Origin of the sequence: Niallia alba (assembly GCF_012933555.1) — a bacterium.
In the GTDB taxonomy this organism is placed as follows: Bacteria; Bacillota; Bacilli; order Bacillales; family Cytobacillaceae; genus Niallia; species Niallia alba.
Genome location: NZ_JABBPK010000001.1, coordinates 5031442 through 5054834, shown reverse-complemented (window position 1 = coordinate 5054834; position 23393 = coordinate 5031442). Strand labels below are relative to the sequence as shown.

The window sequence follows — 23393 nt, the reverse complement described above, 5'->3', positions numbered from 1 at the left end:
TTTTTCAGGAGTTAATACCTATAATTGAGTCTTTTTGCCTATATTGGTAAATGGTATAATAGTTACAGTATATACATTTATTAACAGCAGGGAGAGACTCGTAATGCCGTTATTAGGAAAGAAAAAGGCTGAATTGTTATTTTCATCTTTAGATAACGTAGTGGTAGATTTTAATTTGCCAAAGGAATTGCTAACTCAAATTGAAATGATAGGCTTAACAGAAATGGATGTTAAACGATTGTTCGTTTTAAAACCAATAGTAGAAAGCGAAGCGCAAAATTTAGTGAATTCCTTTTATGAGACTGTCATGAAAGAACCTACTTTAATTACGATCATTAATACCTATAGCGATGTTGAAAAACTTGGAAAAACATTGTATCACCATATTACAGAAATATTTTCTGGGAAAGTGAATGAATCATATGTTATACAGAGAAAAAGAATTGCGCATGTTCATGTCAAAATAGGGTTAGGAACGAAATGGTATGTGAACGCTTTCCAACATTTATTGAATGCGATTGTAGAAGTTTTTTATCGAGAAATCCAAAATAAAAATGAATTGTATGAGGCTGTTCGCTCCCTTCAAAAAATCTTTAGTTTAGAGCAACAATTAGTATTAGAAGCGTATGAAATAAAGGAAGAATCCAATCGTCTAGTAAAAGAAAAAGAAAAAGAGAAAATACAAGAAAAGTTGAGGGAAACTGCCCATGAATTATCTGCTATCACACAAGAAACGAGTTCTTCCTTACAAGGTCTGATTAGCCAATTTGATAAAATTCAAATGTTAGCCAATGGTGGGAACCAGGCTATTCAAAAGGTAGAGGACTTGTCTGAAGAGGGAAAAAATAGAATGGGACAAGAAAAGGAATCTGCCACAGCGATCAAAAATCAGATTGTTGTTCTGCAGGATGAGATTAGTCAAATGAGCCGAGTTAGTCAAAAAATTGATCATGTAGTAGACGTTGTTGCTTCCATTGCTAATCAAATTAATCTTTTAGCACTAAATGCATCGATTGAATCGGCACGCGCTGGTGAACATGGCAAGGGGTTTGCAGTAGTAGCAGGTGAAATAAGAAAATTATCGAATATGACAAAACAATCTACGGAAGAAATTGCTTCTTTTGTTAAAGAAATTTCTCAACAGGTCAAAAAGGTAAATGGGTCTGTCACTACCTTTAACGAGGATATCGTGAAAAATCAAAAAATAACAGAAGAAACAATTGAGTTCTTCAATCAAATTGTTTATGCTGTCAAACATTCAAAATATAAAACAGAAGTAATATTTAAGGAAATTAAAAATAGTAACTTAATTGTAAATCAACTTCATGAAACAACAAATGAAATAACACATACGGCTGAAATGTTAGTTAAATAACAAAGCTGCGAATGGGACAAAGCCGCTTAAGGAAGGCACAGATAAGCTAATGGACGGATATGTTTTCTGAACCAGTAGTACTCGAACAGCAAAATGTTTCCACTGTGCCAAATTACGGATCGGGTATCGCACCTTACTTCTTGTCACTTGCCTTTTTTGTAGGTGGGGATAATGGCATCCAATATTCTTCCTCTTGGAAAACGAAAAGAGCAGATTGTAAATGGAACCCATCATTTAGTTAACAAACTAGGATTGGTTTATACGATTGGATTTGTTCAAGCGATTATCGTAGATATTATTGTTTTAAGTGTGTTTAAGCTGGAAGTAGCAAGTGTTCCATTATTTGTACTTTAATTGGCATGAGCTTCAAACCCAATTATTTATTTTGGTGACTTATCTTGCAATAGCTGGGATCATTGCATGGATTGCAAGTCATATCCAGCATCGAGAAACGTCTGTTCAAAGTTCGCTTTCTTAAAGACCAAAACAGGCGACATAAGCTATCCTGTTTTAAATGACTTTGATTTAAAAGTGGAAGGAAAAGGTATGTAAACATCTTCGTTTACATACCTTTTTTCACTATGGGAGGTATTACGTCATAAAGTGTTGAATATAGGAATGAAATGACCATTTATACAAACGGTCTCCATTCTAAATAGTGATTTTAAGTTGATTTCCATGTTATAACAATTGATTATTATATGGAATAAGGCAAACCAATTTAGCAAACTGCTATATCAGGAGGTATAAAATGAAACAACTTTATATAAAGCAAAAGGTGTTTAGTTTAAGTGGTAAATTTACAGTTAAGGATCAGCAGGAGAAGGATGTTTATTATGTAGAGGGAAGTTTTATGAAAATTCCTAAGACCTTCTCTATTAGGGATGAAAACAAAAATGAAATTGCGCTTATTACGAAAAAGGTATTAAGCTTTTTACCAAAGTTTTTTGTTGAAATAAATGGTCAAGAAGTCCTGACTATTAAGAAAGAGTTTTCCTTTTTTAAAGCACGGTATAATATTGAGGCAGCAGGTATGGAGGTACTTGGTAACTGGTGGGATATGGATTTTCAAGTATTACAAAATGGGAAAGTCATCGGTAAAGTAAATAAAGAGTGGTTCACTTGGGGAGATAGTTATAAGGTACAAATTTTAAATGAAGAGTTAGAGACGATTGTTATTGCCCTCGTCATCGCAATTGATTGTGTGAAAGCAGATGAAGCAGCTGCAGCTTCATCATCAACCCATTAACATTAAGTAGAGGTAAGGTCCCTCTGAGGATCCCTTTTTGTTATAATAGTATCTTTAATACCAATTCAATTTGTGGAGGAGTAATAAGAATGAGCAATTTGCCTAATTGTCCAAAATGCGAATCAGAATATACATATGATGATGGGACGTTTTTGGTTTGTCCAGAATGTGGACATGAGTGGACGTTTAGTACTGAAACCGAAATAGACGGAGACAGCAGAGTTATTAAAGATGCAAATGGAAATGTTTTGAATGATGGAGATACGGTTACTGTTATCAAGGATTTAAAAGTAAAAGGTAGCTCTTCGGTTCTAAAGCAAGGAACAAAGGTGAAAAATATTCGCTTAGTTGATGGTGACCACGATATTGACTGTAAAATTGTTGGTTTTGGTGCAATGAAATTAAAATCAGAATTTGTGAAAAAAATATAAAGTGAGAATCAAGGGGACGGTTCTACTGTTTCCCTTAAAAGTCCTCAGAAGAACCGTACCTCTGCCTTACTTCGTATCAAATGCATCTACATTTTCAATGGGGAAAATGGATTGGAAAGGTAGATGGCTATCACCGATTTGTTTTGTCTCTCTACTATGAATTTGATATTCTAGCATTTGTTCAATGTTTAACTCTCCCCTTTCGTCTCAGCATTTAGGATAGTATAGTCTGTAATAAGTTGGTTTTCTCTTTGCTCCACATCAGTTACCTTCATTTTATAATCAAACCGTTTAATTTCCTGCTGAATAATGCCCGAATATCTTTTGCTAAGCGGTTATCACAATGTTTCGCAGATAAAACATCTGCATGACTTTTGGATAACCGATTTTCCTTTTATAACAGAATCTGTAACCTAGTCATCTTTTGTTTTTCTATCGAAGTCATAGTAGCGGACCATTGCTGTTATTCATTTCCCCCAAAAAAAGTCCCCCTAAGAACCGTCTCTCTGCTTCCCTCGTTCATATGGAGTTCATATTTGTGTTTTATTATCGCTTCATCAGATGAAGAGGAGGATTTACTTGAATCAAATTATAAATAATAAAAAGATTATAGATAGTAGTGAATGGGCTGTGGAGGCTCGTGGTTTGGTGAAGGTATTTGGTGATAATCGGGCGGTTGATGGGGTGGATTTGAATGTTCGCGCTGGTTCGATTTATGGTGTGCTTGGCCCAAATGGAGCTGGGAAAACGACCACGATTAGAATGCTTGCAACATTACTGAAGGCAGATGCTGGTTCAGCAAAAATCTTTGGTTACGATATAGTAAAGGAACCGCAGCTTGTTCGCCAATTAATTGGTGTTACAGGTCAGTACGCTTCTGTTGATAAGTCATTAAGTGCTACGGAGAACCTAATTATTTTTTCTCGTCTATTAGGCTTAGGGCGAGCTGAAGCGAAGCGTAAAGCAATGGATTTACTAGAAGAGTTTGGTTTAATAGAAGCGGCAAAACGTCCATTGAAGAATTTCTCTGGCGGAATGCGCAGAAGGCTTGATTTAGCTGCCAGTCTCATTGCCCAACCACCGCTTATCTTTTTAGATGAACCAACAACTGGGCTAGATCCGCGAACCCGCAACCAAATGTGGGATACAATCCGAAAGTTAATTAATGGGGGCTCGACAGTACTACTAACGACACAATATCTTCAAGAGGCAGATGAACTAGCGGACCGAGTTGCGGTTATCGATCATGGGAAAGTAGTTGCGGAAGGAACCGTAAATGATTTGAAGGAATCAATCGGTACATCATCCTTACATTTAAGTATACAAAACGAGCAGTATATGCAGGATGCTCGCTTAATCGTGGAGCGTGTGCTTAACGTCCAATCAGCTGTTTCAGCAGAAGGTGGAAAAATCACAGCACCTATGGCCGATGCTGATAAAGTAACAGATTTGCTAATTACCTTAAAAGAGGCTGGTATTCCATTAGCTGAGCTAAGTGTACAGAAGCCAACATTAGATGAGGTTTTCCTATCTATCACTGGTTCAAAAGAAAATATCGCAGATACTACGAATAAATCTAGTAAAGTGGAGGAATTAGTATGAGCAGCACTATCATAAAACCAGCTCATGAACGGAAACTTCGTGGAAACTCAAGTTTTCGCCAAGCGGTTAGAAATTCATTAACAATGGCTTACAGAGGTTTGCTTAAGATAAAGCGTACACCTGAACAATTAATCGATGTTACATTGCAGCCGATTATTTTTACTCTTATGTTTACGTATATATTTGGCGGGGCTATTTCTGGAAATGTGCAAAACTATTTGCCTGTTATTATTCCAGGCATTCTCGTCCAAACTGTTATTACCACTTCTGTTGTGACAGGAGTACAGCTCAGGGAGGACATGGATAAAGGGGTCTTTGATCGGTTTAAGTCCTTGCCGATTGCCCGGATCGCACCTTTAGCTGGAGCATTATTAGCTGATACGATTCGATATACCATTGCAACAACTCTTACATTTACAATGGGATATGTTATGGGCTACCGACCAGAAGGTGGTATAGGCTTTGTGATCCTAGCAGGACTTCTTGTCATTGTCTGTTCTTGGGCAATTAGCTGGATCTTTGCTTTCTTGGGTGTTATTTCACGCACAGCTTCAAGTGTGCAAGGGATCTCAATGATTGTTTTATTTCCGCTAACCTTTCTTTCTAATGCCTTTGTACCAGCTGATACAATGCCTAATATACTTCAATGGTTTGTAAAAGTTAATCCAATTTCGCATTTAGTTACAGCAGTAAGAGATTTAACGAACAATGGCACAATGGGATGGGATTTCACGATCTCCCTAATTGGGGCAGCAGTCATCGTAGCAATTTTTGCGCCAATTACAGTACGAGCTTATATGCGACGTGCATGAGTTTTAGTAAGAAGAAATGGTAGAATAAAGAATAATCAAATGGATAGGAACGGCCATTAATTTGGCGGTTCTCCTTATTTTTTAAAAGGGATGAAGTGTATGGCAAAAATATTAATCGTAGATGATGATCCACATATTCGGGAATTAATCCGCATCATTCTGGCGAAGGAGGGTCTTTCCATTGTAGAGGCAGAAGATGGAGAAGTTGCTATGACTTTATTAGAGCAAGATAAAATGGATTTAATTATCCTCGATATTATGATGCCAAATATGGATGGATGGACATTTTGTCGAGAAGTACGAACCAATTATACGGATACAATGCCAATTTTAATGTTGACTGCAAAAGGAGAAACAACCCAAAAGGTAAAGGGCTTTGATCTCGGAGCGGACGATTACTTAGTAAAGCCATTTGCTCCGGCCGAATTACTAGCAAGGGTAAAAGCGCTTCTTAAGCGCTATCAAATTACTCTCTCCAATCGGATTGTGATTGGAGATGTCACTATTGATCGTGATTCTTATAAAGTCTCTATTGGCGCCGAAGAAATTACGTTGCCTTTAAAGGAATTTGAACTATTATTTAAACTTGCAACCCATCAAAAGAAAACTTTCTCGAGAGAACAATTGATTGAAGACATATGGGGCTTTGATTATGAAGGAGATGAGCGCACAGTTGATGTTCATATAAAACGCTTGCGACAGCGGTTTTCTCAAGAAGAATGCCCCTTTAAGATAATAACAATCCGTGGTCTCGGTTATCGTTTGGAGGGAAAATAGTGAAGTTCTCACAATTTATGAAACGAACAGCAGGCTTCCTTTCAATCATTGTATTTTTACTAGTATGCTGGTCACTAGCTTATTTGCTAACTGCATGGCTTTATGATGCAATTCAAATAACTCCTAGTGAATTCATCAGACAGTTAATAAATTCGATTGTTGGATTTTTCTTCTTTGGTTGTTGTATAGCAATTATCACAAGAATTCCATGGGTAAAATCAAGACAAGAGAAACACCTGCATCCAATCATTCAAGCAATAAAAATGATTGCAGAAGGAAATTTTAAGATTGATCTTTCTTATTATAAAAGTCAGTTTCGTGAAGGAGATGATGATCATCCCTATTATCAAATCGTATCAAGCATCAGTGATATGGCAGAAAAATTAGGAGAAATGGAAGAAATGCGTCAGGAATTTATCTCGAATGTGTCCCATGAAATCCAGTCTCCCTTAACGTCTATTAGTGGTTTTGCCCATACCTTGAAAAATGATGATTTAAGTCCAGAAGAACGAAAACATTATTTACATATTATTGAAATGGAAAGTACACGCTTGTCCAAATTAAGTGAAAATCTATTAAAGCTTACCTCTTTAGAATCGGAACACTTGCCTTTGGATCAAAGAGAATACCGATTAGATCACCAGCTTCGTCGTATTATTCTTGCTAACGAGCCACAATGGACAGAAAAAGAAATAAATATGGATATCTCGCTTGAGGACGTAAAAGTCACTGCAGATGAAGTCATGCTGGATCAAGTATGGATTAATTTACTGCATAATAGTATAAAATTCACGCCAACAAAAGGTACTATAGCAGTCGAGGCATTTAAATCGGATAATGGAAGCATCACTGTTAAAATAAAAGACACAGGAATCGGTATAGAACAAGAATCACTCATGCATATATTTGAACGATTTTATAAAGCAGATAAATCAAGAAATCGAAGCGCTGGAGGAAATGGACTCGGTCTTTCGATTGTCAAAAAAATCATTGATTTACACAAAGGCGAAATCCAAGTCCAAAGCGAAGTAGGAAAAGGAACAGAAGTAACGGTGAAAATAGGGAAGCAGAGGGATGGTTCTACTGAGGTCAATTAAACGGACCTTATAAGAAACGTTCCTCTGCTTCCACTTCTAAATAAGGAGTGAGTAACATGGTAAATAAAGTTGTCTTAAATGATTTTGAATTAACTGTTTCCAATTATAAAGAGAAAAAGATGAAAAGTAATAAGACCGAGAAGTATTTAATGCTCGTTAGTTTTGAATTTGAAGTAAGTGGTGGGGAAGAATACCATGTAGTGACGAAGTTTTTATATGAAAATGTTTTTGATGTAAGTATCCCAAATAAGCAATTGAATTTTAGAGGGAAAATCAATCAGTATTCTACTTCTTATACCGATTTCTCAGATGAAAATAGTATAAGTGAATTCTTTTTAGAATTGAAAGAAGTGGAATGAATTTACAAATATAATAGACAAACAGATCGCTGTTAATCGTTTTTATGATCTGTTTTTTGCTTATTTATACAACAGGGAGGTCTGTCAGATGAAGTTAAGTATTTTAGACCAAGCTCCAGTTTTATCTGGAAAAACGGCGCAAGAGGCACTTCTGGAATCGATGAAACTTGCACAATTTGGAGAAAAACTCGGTTACACAAGATACTGGATTGCAGAGCATCATGATTTCCCAGGTCTTGCTAGCTCTGCTCCAGAAGTCGTACTAGGATACATAGGAGCTAATACAGAAAAGATAAGAATTGGAGCTGGAGCTATATTATTACCACATTATAAGCCTTATAAAGTGGCCGAAACGTTTAATGTGCTGGCAACCTTATTTCCAAATCGAATTGATCTAGGAATAGGTCGAGCACCAGGCGGATCTGCTGAAGCTTCGATTGCTCTTTCTGGGAATTTTTTAGAAAATGTCCGGAATATGCCGGAATCCATTAAAGACCTTCTACATTTTTTATATAATAATTATCCATCTGATCAGATGTTTTCCAAAATAACTGCACATCCTCTTCCCATTGTTCCCCCTGTCCCTTGGATTCTAGGGACGAGCGAAAAAAGTGCTATCCAAGCTGCAAATTATGGGACAGCCTACGCATTTGGACACTTTATGAGCGAAAAAGATGGAATGGAGATTGTAAATACATATAGAAATGCATTTCGAAAAAGCGGAGGTATTCAAAAGCCCGAAGCTATCGTAACTGTATCAGTTATTTGTGCAGAAACAACCGAACAAGCAGAGGAACTTGCTTTAAGTTGGTTTCTATCGAAAATTAAAATAGATACAGGCGAAAAAACTAAAGGAATTCCAACAATAGAAGAAGCAAGAAACTATTCTTTTACTAGCGATGAAAAAGATAGAATAAAAGAAATGCGAAAAAAGATGATTATAGGGAATCCAAAAGAGGTTAAAGAGCAATTGGTTGATTTACAATCAGCGTATAATGCAGATGAAATGATGATTATTACTATTACTAATAGTTATGAAAGCCGAAAAAAATCCTATCAGCTTATTGCAAAAGAGCTATGGTAATCTTTCTAAAATGTGAGGAAAGAAGGGGATTCAAATGAAGTTGAGTGTACTTGATCAGTCTGTTATTAGTAAAAATTTGCATGCAGCGAATGCTCTTCAAAATACGATTTATTTGGCAAAAAGAACAGAGGAATTAGGATACACTCGGTTTTGGGTTGCTGAGCATCACAATTCAAATGGAATCGCGGGGACTTCTCCAGCGGTACTTATATCGAGTATTGCCTCTCAAACAAACAGGATACGTGTCGGTTCTGGTGGTGTTTTGCTTCCCCAGTACAGTCCATTTAAAATAGCGGAAGATTTTAAGGTGTTAGAAGCGTTATATCCTAACCGAATCGATTTAGGCATTGGGCGTTCACCAGGCGGATCTACTCCCACTCGATTAGCCCTTACAGATGGGATGAGGAAAAGCTTGAATGAGTTCCCACGACAAGTAACGGAACTTCAAAATTATTTAGCAAATACCCCGCTTGGTCTTGAAGTTCGAGCATATCCCTCCATTGAAACACAACCGGAAATATGGATGTTAGGTGTCTCACAGCGAGGAGCCAGATTAGCCGCGGAAAAAGGAACTGCTTTTACATATGGACATTTTATCAATCCAATTAGCGGAAGCATTGCGATGAAGCATTATCGGGAGAACTTCCAGCCATCTGGCACTTTTGCTAATCCAAAAGCAAATATATGTGTTTTTGTTGTATGTGCACCTACACAAGAAGAAGCAGAAGAAATGGCAATGAGCCAAGATCTTTGGCTGTTAGCAGTGGAAAAAGGAGAAGATACCTTTATTCTCTCGAAAGAAGAGGCAAAAAGGGCAGACCTTTCAGAAGAAGACAGAGAAATCGTAAGGAAAAACCGAAAACGAGCAATAATTGGAACGCCAGAAAAAGTAAAAGAAGAGCTTGTCCGATTAAGTGAAAACTATCAAACGGATGAATTTATGATTATAACAAATATTTATGATTTTGAAGAAAAACTGCAATCTTATACATTACTAGCACAAGCAGTTCTTTGATATTTGGTTTAAACACCCGATAAAATTAGCTATAATAATGATAAAAGGGGGTGCTTACAGTTGGAGAATCACATACGATTGTCTGATACTACTTCCACTCATGCAAAGCCTATTATTAGAAAGGCGATACTTTGCATGGGGCGAAACGATTAAATTTATCGCTAACAAAGATTTCTAATATTTTGGCTTTGCACCTTATTTTAGACAAAATTAAAAATAAGGGAGCGGGCAAATTGAAATATACGAATGCAAACAATGTTTTACCTGAAAAACTTATTGCCGAAATTCAAAAATATGTTCAAGGTGAGACTTTATATATACCTAAGCAAGAAAACGCCTATAAGAAGTGGGGAACATCTAGTGGCGGCAGAAAAATGCTGGATCGCAGGAATCATGCAATAAAAGCAGCCTTTGCAAAGGGAAGCACGATTTATGCTTTGGCGAAGGAGCATCATCTTTCAACAGAAACGATTAAGAAAATCGTGTATTCAAATAAGAATGAGGGATAGCACTGATGAGGTTCATCAGTGCTTTTTTATGTAGAGATTGTTTCTAAGTCATCTTTTCCATTTTAGAAAGGTAGGAACTTTATTAAAATAGTAAGAGGGGCGCAACTAATGATAGGAGAGAATGCATATGACAGAACAATTTATAAAAAATGAACAGCTGAATTTTATTGAAAAACAGATTGCAATCATTAAGGATAGTTCCAATAAAAACTTGCCAAAGACGGTGCTAACCGCAGTAATAGATTTAGCAAATGCAAAAATTTTGGATCTCTTTCCTCAAGCATCACTTGAACAGCAAGAGTTGTTAGATATTACAAAATGGAATACAAAGGAAGAGTATTAGCGATATATCGAACAGTTAACTGCTTGTTTACTACCATTTCCCAAAATTACAGAGCAGCAGCTCAAAAAATTATTTCCCAAGCAAAAAAAATTAAGGTTACCTGATTTATCAACGATAGATCACAATAAATTAACTTTTTTAAGTTGGAATGATTTGAAATCTAATAAAAAAGTTATTATTTATGATCTAGAAGGAACATTAGTTGGGACGGAAGGAAAAATGACACCGACGAGTAAAAAAAATATTTGTTCCTTCTGTAACTGCTTTGGAGAAGTAGCCTATTTTTCAACTGTGACAAAAGAAAAAAGGCCCAAAAATGCAGATTATTACAAAGCCATTGGCAATCTAATTTGCACAGATAGCAATGAATGCAATAAGAACATAACCAATACCGAATATTTGCGAGAATTTTTGAAGACTGCGGAGGGACGGTTCTACTAAGGACTATTAAATGCCCTCAGTAGAACCGTCTCCGTGCTTCCCTTTTGATAATTTGTGCTAAGGCTATCAATCCTCTCTCCAACTCATCGAATGAGGCGTAGGAATAGGATAATCGTAGATGCTGGTCATCTGTTTTATCGTATACGATTCCTGGATTGATAAGAATTCCGTCTTTAAGGGCTAGAGAAAATAGCCTTTGTGAAGAGATGCTTAGCTTTAATTTTAGCCATATATAAAACCCACCTTTCGGCAATGTCCATGTGGCGATATCAGAAAAATATTTCTTTAATAGTTCATTTGTAAAATCTCTTCTATGTCTAAGCTCGTCTCTTATATTAATTAAAAATTCCTCATACCAACCTTTGCTCAGCCATTTTTCTACAGCAAATTGAGATAAGGTACTGGAACCATAATCTGTTTGCATTTTAATATCAGCCAAATGACCAATCACTGCCTCCGGACCTACTATCCATCCGATTCGAAGTCCTGGGCTTAATGATTTGGACATGCTCCCAATATAGAGAACATTTCCTTGGAAATCATGAGCTTTTAGAGGCTTAGGTGGTGGGATGTCTAACCATAAATCTCCGTATACATCATCCTCAATGATAGGGATTTTTTCCATTTGGCTAACTGCTATTAAATCTTTCCGTCTTCTTTCAGACATTACAATACCTGTTGGATTATGAAAATTAGGTATCGTATAAAGTAACCCCGCTTTATGTTGCTTCTTTAGTCGTCCGATAGTATCAAATGTTACCCCTTCTTCATCAAGTGGTAGGCCAAGTAAATGCATCCCAGCCGATTGGAATACATGGATGGAATTTAAATAAGATGGTGTTTCATGAAAGATTGTAGAGCCTCTTTTTAATAGCCCAATAGATAGCAATTGCAGTGCCTGCAGTCCGCCAGAAACAATTAAAATGGATTCAGATGAAGCAATGATTCCTTTCTTGCTTAAATAGGCACTGACTGTTTGGCGCAAAGCAAAGCTTCCCTTTGGTTCCGTGTAGCCAAGAGATAAGCTTTGCTTCTCATTAAATTGAAAAGTTTCTTCCATCCGTCCTTTAGGTAGCAGTTCTGGGGAAAGTTCCCCCGTACCTAGCCTAATCATATGGGGATTTGCTTCCGCTTTATTAATTTCTTGGATGATGGAAATATTCGGTTGGTGAATTCCTGATTTAACATAACTGATCCAATCAGGAGGAGGTGTGGCTGCAAGTAGACCCCATGTATTATTTATTATCTTTGTACCACTTCCCACTTTCGCTTCCATTAAGCCATCTGCAGCCAATTCTTCAAGTACTGCTACAATGGTGCTTCGATTCACTTGAAATTGTTTGGCTAAGTTGCGTTGAGAAGGAAGTTTCATACCGATTGTCCATTCACCATGCTGTATTTTTGTTTTCATATATGCAGTTATTTGTTGATGCAACGAGACAGTAGAATTCTTTTGTGGCTTCCATTCTATTTCTGCCATAAAAGTGTGCTCCTCTTCTTTGTTTTCTCTTATTTTACCAAAATGGTTGGGTTGGTGACCATCCAATTGGATGGAGACAAGAAAACTATTCTCCGCTATGCTGAATAAAGCAGAGGGGGAAGAAGAATGGAACCATTATTACATGGAATGATATTAGCATTTGGGTTAATACTACCTTTAGGTGTTCAAAATATATTTTTGTTTAATCAAGGGGCGACACATACAAGATTCATTGGTGCATTACCTGCTATTATTACAGCTAGCATTTGTGACAGTTTACTTATTTATTTGGCTGTTGCAGGCGTTTCTGTAGTAGTGTTTACCTTTGAGTGGGTTAAAGCGATGCTATTTGTTGTTGGCTTCTTTTTCTTAGTTTATATGGGATGGGCTATGTGGAAAAGTGCAGACAAGGAAGGGAATAGGCAGGAGCAAGTACCCTTTTCCCCCCTTCGCCAAATAGCTTTTGCTGCATCTGTTTCTCTATTAAATCCACATGCGATACTTGATACAATCGGGGTCATTGGTACAAGCTCTCTAGCCTATACAGGAGAAGATAAAATTATCTTTACTGTTGCTTGTATAAGTGTCTCATGGATTTGGTTTTGTCTTTTGGTGATAGTTGGAAGGAGACTCGGACAAATCGGCCACCAAGGGAAGCTGATAAAACGCGTTAACCAACTATCTGCAATGATCATTTGGGCGATGGCTCTTTATTTGGGTATAAATCTTATAAACTCATAAAGACTGCAGAGTGACGATTCTACTGTAGACCATCTAAATGACCTCAAAAGAACCGTCACTCTGCTTCCCACATTGGGCATTCAAAATGACATCCCCTCAATATTTCGCTATAATGAAAAAGTTGTGAGTACCCTTCAAATGGTAAAGGGGGTTTTTGTTATGATTCAATTGCGTAATGTCAGTAAGCGTTTTGCGTATGATGAGGTCATTAAGTCTATTTCTTTAGCGATACATAAAGGGGAAGTCTTTGGAATTATTGGGGCGAGTGGTGCTGGTAAATCGACGTTGCTTCGTCTAATGAATTTATTAGAGGTCCCGGAGACGGGAGAAGTAGAAGTAGATGGGCGAAAGTTGACCAGTCTTAGCTATAAGGAACTTCGCCAAGCTCGCCAATCGATTGGGATGATATTTCAGCATTTCAATCTTGTCGCGAATAAGACAGTTTACGATAATGTCTTAGTGTCTTTAGAATTAGCTAATTATCCAAGAAAAGACCGAAGAAATCGTGTAATAGAGTGTCTCCGATTTGTTGGACTGGAGAGTTATATGGAGAAATATCCTGCCCAATTAAGCGGGGGTCAAAAGCAGCGTGTGGCGATTGCAAGGGCGATTGCAAATAATCCACAAGTATTATTATGTGATGAACCAACCTCTTCCCTTGATCCGAAAACGACAGCGGAAATCTTACATGTATTAGGGGATGTAAATAAGCGACTAGGTGTAACTATTGTCATCGTCAGTCATGAGATGGAAGTAATTAAAAGTATATGTAATCGCGTGACGGTTATCGAGGATGGAGAAATTTATGAAACTGTTGCTATTGAACCAAAAGGAATTCAACAAATAAATAATACCTCAAAAAGATTGGTAGAACAGCTAAAAAAGGATGGTGAATTTGACCATGCCTGAGATATTAGTTCAATATAGAATGGAAATTTGGCAATCAATCGGACAGACATTTATAATGGTTGGCATGTCTATTTTAGCAGCGATTATAATAGGACTTCCAGTTGGGACATTGCTTTTCTTAAGTAGAAAGGGAAAAATGCTAGAGAACCCAATCGTTTTTTCTACGTTGAATTTATTAGTAAATATTATTCGTTCGTTTCCGTTTTTATTATTAGTTGTCTTTCTTATTCCGTTTACAAGAATTATCATTGGAACGGCTATTGGAACAGCTGCTGCCACTGTTCCATTATCAATTATCGCTATTGCCCATTATTCTCGCTTAGTAGAGCAATCGTTACTGGAGGTGCCGAAGGGTGTCATAGAAGCAGCTATTTCGATGGGGGCCTCTGTTAGGGAGGTAATTTTTAAATTTCTTTATGTCGAAGCTCGCTCTGGACTCGTATTAGGACTGACAACATCGATTATTAGCTTTATTTCTTATTCAACCATTATGGGAGTTGTCGGCGGCGGCGGTATTGGAGATTTTGCTATCCGCTATGGATATCAACAATTTAAAACAGACTTGATGATTTATATGATTATTATTATGGTAATATTAGTACAGGCTATACAATTTACTGGAACAGCTATAGCGAAAGTGATTGATAAAAGGTAAAGGATAGGAGATAAGGAAATGAAAAAGATATTATTTTTAATGATGATTGGTATATTTATGTTGGCTGCGTGCGGTAAAGAAAATACCGAAACAGACAAAAAGAAAGTGGAGAATACAGAGCAAGAGGAAGTTACGTTAAAGGTTGCATCCTTAATTCCGCCAATGACGGAAATCCTTGATCTTGTAAAACCAACATTAGCAGAAGAAGGTATTAACCTTGATGTGGTTGTGCTAAGTGATAATGTGCAACCAAATACTGCTCTTGCAGCAGGTGAGGTGGATGCAAACTTCTTCCAACATGTTCCCTACATGGAGGAATTCAACCGCAGCAATGATGCAGAGCTAGTGCCTGTGAAAGCTATTTATTTTGCCAATTATGGAGTTTATTCAAAACAATATGACTCTATGGATGATGTACCAGAAGGTGCTGTAATCGCGATTGCGAATGATGTTTCCAATATAGATCGATCTTTGGCATTATTAGCTCAACATAATGTAATCAAGTTAAAAGAGAAAGAAGGCCCTTATTATACAAAAGCGGATATCATTGAAAACCCGAAAAACTATAAGTTTGAAGAAGTTGATTTATTAATGCTTGCAAGAATGTATGATGATGCTGATTTAGTCGTGATGACACCAGCTTATGCATCTCCACTTGGATTAACACCGAAAAGTGATGCATTGTTAACAGAAGGTGTAGAAAATGACTTTGCGATTACGTTAGTTGCTCGTAAAGATAATGCGGATTGGGAACCTATTCAAAAGTTAGCCGAGGCAATGACTAGTCCAGAGGTTCGTAAATTTTTAGAAGAAAAATATGATGAAACAGCAATTCCGGCATTTTAAATACGAGGGAAATTAAGAAAGTAATATTTTTTAAATAATAAGCATATCAATGCCTTATCCTAGTTTTTTACAGGGTAAGGCTTTCTTTTTGGGTAAATTCTGGCTTTAAAAAAAGGATTAACTAGCGTATAATTAAAGGTAACTATTTAAAATTTTTTGAAAATAAGTTGGACTGTAACCAGGTAATATTTGCTCCAGAAAAGATGGTTGGCTAACAATTTCTTACTTACTTCCATGTATTAAAAAGGGAACGCTTACATTCTTTCTGAAAATCTAAAGTATAAGGAAGGTTAAAATGAGCAGAAGAGAAACGAAAACAGACGTTATTTTAATTGGTGCCGGGATTATGAGTGCAACTTTGGGGATGCTTTTAAAAGAATTAGACCCGAATATGAAAATTACAGTGTTTGAAAAATTAACTAGCGCAGGAGAGGAAAGCTCCAATGAATGGAATAATGCGGGAACAGGTCATGCCGCACTTTGCGAACTGAACTACACAGTAGAAAAACCTGATGGCTCTGTAGACATAAGTAAGGCGATAGAAATTAACGAACAGTTTCAAGTTTCATTGCAATTTTGGTCTCATCTTGTGAAAAATCAAGTACTACATAATCCACAAGATTTCATTATGCCACTACCGCATATGAGTTTAGTGCTAGGGGAAAAGAATGTAAACTTCTTACAGAAGCGTTTTGAGGCGATGGTAAGCAACCCATTATTTGAAGGAATGGAATTTTCAAGGGATCCTGACAAACTAAAAGAATGGATTCCGCTTATTATGCAGGATCGTGAATCAAAAGAGCCGATAGCTGCAACGAAAATCGATGCCGGAACCGATGTCAATTTTGGTGCTTTGACAAGATTATTGTTTGCTGAATTAGCGAAAAAAGATGTGGGTATTAACTACAAGCACAGTGTAAATGATTTAAAACAGACGGGTGATGGCTTGTGGAAAGTGAAGGTCCAAAATAATACCGGTTCGATAGAAACACATACTGCTAAATTTGTCTTTATTGGCGGCGGCGGTGGCAGCTTGCATTTATTGCAGAAATCAGGTATCCCTGAAGGAAAGCATATGGGCGGGTTTCCAGTCAGTGGTATATTTTTAGTATGTAAGAATCCAGAAATTGTTGCTCAGCATCATGCAAAAGTTTATGGGAAAGCAAAGGTAGGCGCACCGCCAATGTCGGTTCCTCATCTTGATACACGCTTTATTGATAATAAAAAGTCATTGCTATTTGGGCCATTTGCTGGTTTTTCTCCTAAATTTTTAAAGACAGGCTCCATGTTTGACTTAATTTCATCTGTAAAGCCAGATAATTTGTTAACAATGTTAGCAGCTGGTGCTAAAAATATGTCTTTAACGAGTTATTTAATCCAGCAACTCATGCTTTCAAAAGAAAAGCGAATAGAAGAATTGCGGGAATTCATTCCAAATGCGAAAGCAGAGGATTGGGATCTTGTGGTAGCTGGGCAACGTGTCCAAGTCATTAAAGACACAGAAGCAGGAGGTAAAGGAACCCTTCAATTTGGAACAGAGGTTGTCAGTTCTGCCGATGGTTCCATAGCAGCATTGCTCGGCGCTTCACCAGGGGCTTCCACAGCTGTCCATGTTATGCTAAAAGTTATTCAGAAGTGTTTTACAGAAAAAATGCCAGAGTGGGAACCAAAATTAAAAAAGATGATTCCATCTTATGGTGTATCGCTTAAGGATAACCCAGAACTACTGGATGAAGTTCACTCGTTAACAGCTCAAGCACTCAAACTAAGTGAAAAAAAACCAATTCATCATTAATAATTTACTTTCTCTGATAAGCAAGTTGGCTTATTGGAGAAAAAATATTTTTTGAGCGAAACTTTAAGGTTCACCTCACTATTTTAGCAAAATATGAATGAACATAATAAAAAAGAACTTTCGTCTTCGGATAACGGGTTCGGTTTTGAAGTACAAAATTTAAATTAACAATAAAAAAAACGTACCGATTAACACATTTTTCAACCGATAATTATCAGTTAAATTAGCATTAAAAATCGCCAAAAGAGGGATGGAAACCATCCCTCTTTTAATGTTATTTATGCTCTTTTCTTACTTCGCCAAAATACTATTGTGAGTATAAGAAGTAGAATTGGTATAAACCCAATTAGCCTCAATCCGTTTTCTGCACCAAGAAAGTAATAAGCGACTGGTAGGAACGTTACAGAACTGATAAGCATTGATACCCAAGACCGCTTTACTAATCCAATTAGTAATGTAATTATTGAAACCCCGAAGGAGACCTGCCAAAGAAAAACAATCCAATTGAATGTATCCAACACTCCTCACCCCTTTATGATTTATATTATAATTTTAACATATATTTCCACTATCCTTTGATAACTTTTCAGAATATTTATCTTAGATAAATAATGTCGTTTAATTCATATTGTTTTTTAGCTATTCCTAATCGTTGAGCAGGTGTAGCGATTGTTTCAGTTTTTCCTTCCTTTGTCTTATAAGCCAAACAGAAATTGTAATAAGTCCGAAGGATGGTTAAAGCCATTTGAGCATACTTTGGATTGAAGTTTGAGTAAATATAGCTCTTTCCATCGCCACGAGCCGTTGTCAGTGGTCTTTCTAAAATGGATAACCTTCTCCGAATGTGTTGAATGAAGGTGTTCGTGGCATTATCATTCACATTTACAATTAATGCCGCAACATCTTTTGCCTCAAGAAAGGAGACATCCGTTGTGCAATCAACTGACCGAAACCCTCTGTCAGGTGTAGCTAAAGGATGTTCAATTGGATTATCGGCATACTCGTTATGGGAACTCACCCCATCTGATTCGACTTTATGGAATTTGTGAGTTTCAAATAATTCCGTAAGGTATAGATATGCCAATTTGCGTAAAGAATTTGTTCCTATATCCCTTACTGAGCCCCACTCCAATAAATTCGCTTTTGCCTCCTTAAATTCCTCATAGGCTTTCTTGCGAGATTTGGTCTTATCCGTTTGGCATAAAAAATGGTGTCCATCTGTACGGCGAATTTCCTGCGAAAATACACGATGGATGGAGTTGATTAATGATTTATCATCATCGGTGACAAAACGCCATTCAGAAGTCTTTACAAGCTGTTTAATCAACCAAAAATGAGCGATAGTGGTGTAGGCTGCCTGAACGTGCAGTCCGTCAATATATTTCTCCCGACGTTCTATTTTAAGCAGTTCTTTATGGTAATCCGATTGTGTTTGTGTATCATTTTTAGATGGTGGCATTGGGAAATGAGAATATGCATCAAACCGAGCGTGTTTTTTAGCAAATAAGTTTAAATGGTCTTCTTTCAACAATGCCGTATCAAGGGCAATGTCACTTAAGGTAATATCCCAATCATATGCCACATCACATCGAAACACATACCTGGAGAGAACATCAGCGGAAATAACTACACTTGTTGGTAGTTGAAGTTCCTCGATTCCATCAAATTGAGAACTGCCTTGCCCCTTTTTGCGGACATTATTTAAATAATAGGTCATCTTATCCGTATTCAACCACATTTTCTTGAATTCAGCGTTTATTAAAGGCTTGGTTTCGTGTTTTTCTAGAAACTCCAAACACCTTCGGTATAAGATTTCGAGCTTATCATAATAAGTACCTCTGCCAATCCCTAAGATTTCACAGGTTCTACTCACTGGCGTTCGATTAAGCAGGAGTTTAGCAAATAACGGCATTATCTCGCTTCTTTTCTGGTGGTAGGTGGATGATTGCCTTTGGTTTGGGAGCACATTGGTAAACTTCTTACACTCCTTACATTGGTATCGTTGAGAGTTAGCCGTACTTTTTCCTCTTTTATAGAAAGTTTTTGGTTCGATAAAAGGGGTTAAATCAGAAGCAATACACCCTTCCTTATGAAAATCATAATCTGGTTCAATATCCTCAACCGTTTGAATACGGACCAATCGTTCAATTTCTTCCGCCACAGACCAATTCGAAACAACATAAGTCCTAGAGTCCAAAACTGCACCGTATCCTATTTTGATGGGGTCTGGATTACAATTTAATGATTTATCATCACCCGCACCAGAAAGTTTATATCGGCTCGGTTTACCCTTTACATCAAACTTCTCTTGAGGCAAACCGAACCACTTACAATAAGGATTGAGGCAATGATTGTACTGGAATTGGAGTAGTTGTCCATTCCAAGTTAACTCAGCAGGTTTAAATAACAACTCTTTATATTTTGTGCCAAACTGTTTTGGTGTGAGTTTGTCGTAATCTTTCAAACGGTTCGTTAGCTCCTCGTTTGACAAAGGGGAATGGACAATAACAGGATTATCATCTTTAGTAGCTAACCGTTTTAACTTAGCCAATTACATCCTCCTCCAATGAATGTTCCAATTCTAATTGTTTCACGATACGGCGATTATTTCGCTTCTTTTCAATCCAACCAATGAAATCTTTGTCTTCAAGGATGTTCAACAAGAACTTATCAACAATTTCACTTTCGCTGTATTCCGTATATTCGGCATAGTATTTAACAATGGCTCTGGTCCGTTCTGACAACAGCCAATCGACTTTTTCAACATTCTTGTTTTTCGGTTTAATAAAGTTCATCCTTGTTTCACCTCTATATTTGACATCAATTTTAGCAATTATTTTGGGATACATTTTAGCATACTTTTCGAATGTATGACATTAGCTATTGTCTTCCTGTTAATTAGTATGCTAATTTATGTGCTATTTTATACGTCAATTGCGATTAAACCCTTTTAAATCAACAAAAATAAAAGGTTCAAATCATATGCGATTTGAACCTAAAATTGATATGCTATTTAAGTTTTTGTACTCTTAATCCGAACCCGTTAGTCTTCGGATGAAGGTTCTTTTTTTGAAAAAACCTCTTACAAATGTATAGAAAAATAAAATAATTAGCCTAGATGAAGTTTTTATATAATTTTTGCGAAATGATTGACAAACGCTTTCAAAATTGGTTAACTTAGTTTATACAACAAACAAACTAACTTGAAATGCTAGTTGTATCTGTCATATTATCAGCAGGGAGGAAAAGATTTTATGAAGCATTTTCTAATTATTTAGAAAAGCAATCTCTTTGTAGTCTTTTGTGGAAACGATTCCACTCTTGATTAATAGCAATAGTATCGTTATTTCAAGCATCATATGTTCAACAAAATAGTAAAAACCCTCCAGCTAGATAAAATAAATCATTTTAGAGATAAGTAGTAACTTTCGGGGGCTTTTGAAGGAGGAAAGATAATGGCAAGTGAAAATTTAAAAAAGATTAGTATGAATGAGAAATTTGGCGATTATAAGGAGGATTTTAAGATGAAAATTATCAACCCAGTACTTAAAGGATTTAATCCAGACCCAAGTATTTGCAGAGTCGGTGAAGACTATTATATCGCAGTATCCACCTTTGAATGGTTCCCAGGAGTACAAATTCACCATTCTAAGGATTTAGTTAATTGGGAATTAGTTGCACACCCCTTACAAAGAGTGTCTCAACTAGATATGAAAGGAAATCCTAACTCAGGTGGTGTTTGGGCACCTTGCTTAAGTTATAGCGACGGAAAATTTTGGCTGATTTATACAGATGTAAAAGTGGTAGATGGAGCTTGGAAAGATTGTCACAACTATTTGGTTACATCCGAAATAGTAGATGGCGATTGGGGAGAACCAGTTAAGTTAAATAGCTCAGGTTTCGATGCTTCCTTGTTCCATGACACAGATGGAAAGAAGTATTTATTGAATATGCTGTGGGATCAACGCATTGATCGTCATCCATTTGGCGGAATTGTCATGCAGGAATATTCTACTGAGGAGAAAAAATTAATTAATAAACCACAAATTATTTTTAAAGGTACGGATATTAAATTAACAGAGGCTCCGCATCTTTATCATATTGGTGAATATTATTATTTATTAACAGCAGAAGGTGGAACTAAATATGAGCATGCTGCAACAATTGCTCGTTCTAAAAATATAGAAGGACCATATGAGGTACATCCCCATAACCCCATTTTAACTTCTTGGCATGACCCTAGAAACCCATTGCAAAAGTGTGGACATGCCTCTATCGTTCAAACACATACAGATGAATGGTATTTGGCCCATTTAACTGGCCGGCCGATTCATCCAAATGATGACTCGATTATTCAACAAAGAGGGTATTGTCCGTTAGGAAGGGAAACAGCGATTCAAAAGCTGGAGTGGAGAGATGGCTGGCCATATGTTGTTGGTGGAAAAGAAGGGAGTTTAGAGGTAGAAGCTCCAAAGATTCCTGAAACAAAATTTCCTCCGACTTACCCAGTTGTTGATGAATTTGATCATGAGGAGCTAAATATTAATTTTCAAACATTACGTATTCCATTTACAGAACAATTAGGCTCGTTAACCGAAAGGCCAAACCATTTACGCTTATTTGGCCAAGAATCATTAACATCAACCTTTACACAATCTTATGTAGCGAGACGTTGGCAAAGCCTTCAATTTGAAGCAGAAACAGCTGTAGCTTTTACGCCAGAAAACATCCAACAAGCTGCGGGATTAGTTAATTACTACAACACTGAAAATTGGACAGCATTGCAAGTAACATATGACGAAGATCTTGGTTGTGTCCTTGATTTAACAGTGAGTGATAACTTTTCGTTCTCTCAACCACTGAAGGAAAAAATCATTGTTCCGAGTGAAGCGGAATATGTATATTTACGAGTAACCGTTGAGAATGAGCTCTATTACTACTCTTACTCTTTTGATAAAGAAAAGTGGCATAAAATAGATATTATGTTTGAATCCAAAAAATTATCGGATGATTATATCCGTGGTGGGGGCTTCTTTACCGGAGCGTTTGTAGGAATGCAATGCCAAGATACAAGTGGTCAAAATATACCAGCAGACTTTAAATATTTCCGTTATCATGAAAAAGAGTAATGTTTTGAAGCTGGGACATAAGTATTCCAGCCGAAGATAAACCCAGACAATGATACGAATATAAAAAATATTTCGTATCATTGTTTGGGTTTTTTATTCATGTAAAAAGAAGGTTTGTGGTAATCATCCGCAGCCTGAATACACTTCGCTTTCCGTGGGGCTCGCGCTGAGCCGCTCCGGCCCATGGCCTGCAGGGTCTCAGTTGTCTCGCTAATGAGGGCACTGAAAAACTGGCCAGTTAATGATGATGGACGATAGCCACTTTTTAAACATAAGATGATCGATTTGTTTTCCGAGGCGTCCGCTCGCTTTCCATGGGGCGAGCGCCAAGCCTCCTCGTCACTACGTTCCTGCGGGGTCTCGGACTTTCTCGCAGCTCCCATAGGAGTCGAGCGGACGCCTCTCCAAACCAACCTTATTTTCACTTTCAAATATGCTTGCTCTTAATTTCACACGAAAAAAAGACTTTTTCAGTGGTCTCCTCGCTAATCCCACTGGAGTCTACGTGTATTTAGGCTGCTCTATTTTCCAATCTATTCATTTTTATCTTGGTAAAAGAATTAGGTTTTAGAAAATACCTTTAAAAACGAAGGGAAATGGAGCGGAAGATACTCGACTCCTGCGGAATGCGAGTGTCTGTAGAGCAATGGAACAACATAGTTTTTATATTTAACTATATTAAAAACATAAATAATCAATATAGGAAAGTAACCAATTAAGTGCTAAATTAGAGAATGTTCGCCT

At 37.0% G+C, this 23393-nt stretch carries 23 protein-coding genes and 1 pseudogene; 20 read left to right on the top strand and 4 right to left on the bottom strand.

The window, feature by feature from the left end:
• The first annotated feature begins 103 nt into the window (after positions 1-103).
• The 14 genes and pseudogenes from HHU08_RS23910 to HHU08_RS25305 all read left to right on the top strand — a co-directional run bounded on the left by HHU08_RS23910 (position 104) and on the right by HHU08_RS25305 (position 11094).
• Positions 104-1375 (top strand): globin-coupled sensor protein, encoded by a 1272-nt coding sequence (locus HHU08_RS23910; protein WP_169189491.1) that lies wholly within the window; start codon positions 104-106, stop codon positions 1373-1375.
• A gap of 59 nt (positions 1376-1434) precedes the next feature.
• Positions 1435-1853, top strand: a pseudogene (locus HHU08_RS25315) (YhgE/Pip domain-containing protein); the annotation flags it as partial.
• A gap of 258 nt (positions 1854-2111) precedes the next feature.
• Positions 2112-2624, top strand: coding sequence for an LURP-one-related/scramblase family protein (locus HHU08_RS23900; RefSeq protein ID WP_268870224.1), 513 nt, complete (start codon positions 2112-2114; stop codon positions 2622-2624).
• 89 nt (positions 2625-2713) lie between these two features.
• Positions 2714-3055 (top strand): zinc ribbon domain-containing protein YjdM, encoded by a 342-nt coding sequence (locus tag HHU08_RS23895; RefSeq protein ID WP_016201547.1) that lies wholly within the window; start codon positions 2714-2716, stop codon positions 3053-3055.
• A 579-nt stretch (positions 3056-3634) separates the two neighbouring features.
• Complete coding sequence (locus HHU08_RS23890) at positions 3635-4657, top strand: ATP-binding cassette domain-containing protein (protein WP_224427586.1); 1023 nt, start codon at positions 3635-3637, stop codon at positions 4655-4657.
• A complete protein-coding gene (locus HHU08_RS23885; protein ID WP_169189488.1) occupies positions 4654-5469 on the top strand; it encodes an ABC transporter permease in 816 nt (271 codons plus the stop codon). The genes HHU08_RS23890 and HHU08_RS23885 overlap by 4 nt, the downstream gene beginning before the upstream one ends.
• Positions 5470-5568: 99 nt before the next feature.
• On the top strand, positions 5569-6246 hold the full coding sequence (locus HHU08_RS23880; protein WP_169189487.1) for a response regulator transcription factor: 678 nt from the start codon (positions 5569-5571) through the stop codon (positions 6244-6246).
• 17 nt (positions 6247-6263) lie between these two features.
• Positions 6264-7343 carry a sensor histidine kinase gene (locus HHU08_RS23875; protein WP_169189756.1) on the top strand — a complete coding sequence of 360 codons (1080 nt, stop codon included), beginning with the start codon at positions 6264-6266 and terminating at the stop codon, positions 7341-7343.
• Between the two features lie 56 nt (positions 7344-7399).
• Entirely contained in the window at positions 7400-7702 is a 303-nt protein-coding gene (locus tag HHU08_RS23870) for a DUF3219 family protein (RefSeq protein WP_169189486.1), read from the top strand.
• Positions 7703-7790: 88 nt separating this feature from the next.
• Entirely contained in the window at positions 7791-8786 is a 996-nt protein-coding gene (locus tag HHU08_RS23865; protein ID WP_169189485.1) for an LLM class flavin-dependent oxidoreductase, read from the top strand.
• Positions 8787-8820: 34 nt separating this feature from the next.
• Positions 8821-9801, top strand: coding sequence for an LLM class flavin-dependent oxidoreductase (locus HHU08_RS23860; protein WP_169189484.1), 981 nt, complete (start codon positions 8821-8823; stop codon positions 9799-9801).
• A 233-nt stretch (positions 9802-10034) separates the two neighbouring features.
• Positions 10035-10310 (top strand): CD3324 family protein, encoded by a 276-nt coding sequence (locus HHU08_RS23855; RefSeq protein WP_169189483.1) that lies wholly within the window; start codon positions 10035-10037, stop codon positions 10308-10310.
• Positions 10311-10437: 127 nt separating this feature from the next.
• Positions 10438-10653: a hypothetical protein gene (locus HHU08_RS25310; RefSeq protein WP_224427585.1), complete on the top strand. Its 216-nt coding sequence runs from the start codon at positions 10438-10440 to the stop codon at positions 10651-10653.
• Positions 10654-10659: 6 nt separating this feature from the next.
• Entirely contained in the window at positions 10660-11094 is a 435-nt protein-coding gene (locus tag HHU08_RS25305) for a FusB/FusC family EF-G-binding protein (RefSeq protein WP_318010493.1), read from the top strand.
• Positions 11095-11110: 16 nt separating this feature from the next.
• Here HHU08_RS25305 and HHU08_RS23845 read toward each other — a convergent pair whose 3' ends face one another.
• Positions 11111-12574 carry an aminotransferase-like domain-containing protein gene (locus HHU08_RS23845; RefSeq protein ID WP_169189482.1) on the bottom strand — a complete coding sequence of 488 codons (1464 nt, stop codon included), beginning with the start codon at positions 12572-12574 and terminating at the stop codon, positions 11111-11113.
• Between the two features lie 126 nt (positions 12575-12700).
• Here HHU08_RS23845 and HHU08_RS23840 point away from each other — a divergent pair, with 126 nt between their 5' ends.
• From HHU08_RS23840 to HHU08_RS23820, 5 genes are all read left to right on the top strand, one after another.
• On the top strand, positions 12701-13315 hold the full coding sequence (locus HHU08_RS23840; RefSeq protein ID WP_101728955.1) for a LysE/ArgO family amino acid transporter: 615 nt from the start codon (positions 12701-12703) through the stop codon (positions 13313-13315).
• A gap of 159 nt (positions 13316-13474) precedes the next feature.
• Entirely contained in the window at positions 13475-14224 is a 750-nt protein-coding gene (locus HHU08_RS23835) for a methionine ABC transporter ATP-binding protein (protein WP_101728954.1), read from the top strand.
• Positions 14217-14879, top strand: coding sequence for a methionine ABC transporter permease (locus HHU08_RS23830; RefSeq protein WP_016201560.1), 663 nt, complete (start codon positions 14217-14219; stop codon positions 14877-14879). The genes HHU08_RS23835 and HHU08_RS23830 overlap by 8 nt, the downstream gene beginning before the upstream one ends.
• 18 nt (positions 14880-14897) lie before the next feature.
• The gene (locus HHU08_RS23825) at positions 14898-15725 is read left to right on the top strand and encodes a MetQ/NlpA family ABC transporter substrate-binding protein (protein WP_101728952.1); all 828 of its coding nucleotides are present in this window, start codon (positions 14898-14900) and stop codon (positions 15723-15725) included.
• A gap of 295 nt (positions 15726-16020) precedes the next feature.
• Positions 16021-17520: a malate:quinone oxidoreductase gene (locus tag HHU08_RS23820; RefSeq protein ID WP_169189481.1), complete on the top strand. Its 1500-nt coding sequence runs from the start codon at positions 16021-16023 to the stop codon at positions 17518-17520.
• A 278-nt stretch (positions 17521-17798) separates the two neighbouring features.
• Here the strand turns inward: HHU08_RS23820 and HHU08_RS23815 are convergent, their stop codons facing one another.
• From HHU08_RS23815 to HHU08_RS23805, 3 genes are all read right to left on the bottom strand, one after another.
• Entirely contained in the window at positions 17799-18038 is a 240-nt protein-coding gene (locus tag HHU08_RS23815; protein WP_169189011.1) for a hypothetical protein, read from the bottom strand.
• A gap of 77 nt (positions 18039-18115) precedes the next feature.
• Complete coding sequence (locus tag HHU08_RS23810; protein ID WP_169189012.1) at positions 18116-20071, bottom strand: insertion element protein; 1956 nt, start codon at positions 20069-20071, stop codon at positions 18116-18118.
• Entirely contained in the window at positions 20064-20315 is a 252-nt protein-coding gene (locus HHU08_RS23805; RefSeq protein ID WP_169189013.1) for a hypothetical protein, read from the bottom strand. Before HHU08_RS23805 ends, HHU08_RS23810 begins: the two co-directional genes overlap by 8 nt.
• A gap of 729 nt (positions 20316-21044) precedes the next feature.
• Between HHU08_RS23805 and xynB the strand changes: the two genes are divergently transcribed.
• Positions 21045-22649 carry a xylan 1,4-beta-xylosidase gene (xynB, locus tag HHU08_RS23800; protein WP_169189755.1) on the top strand — a complete coding sequence of 535 codons (1605 nt, stop codon included), beginning with the start codon at positions 21045-21047 and terminating at the stop codon, positions 22647-22649.
• Positions 22650-23393: the final 744 nt, after the last annotated feature.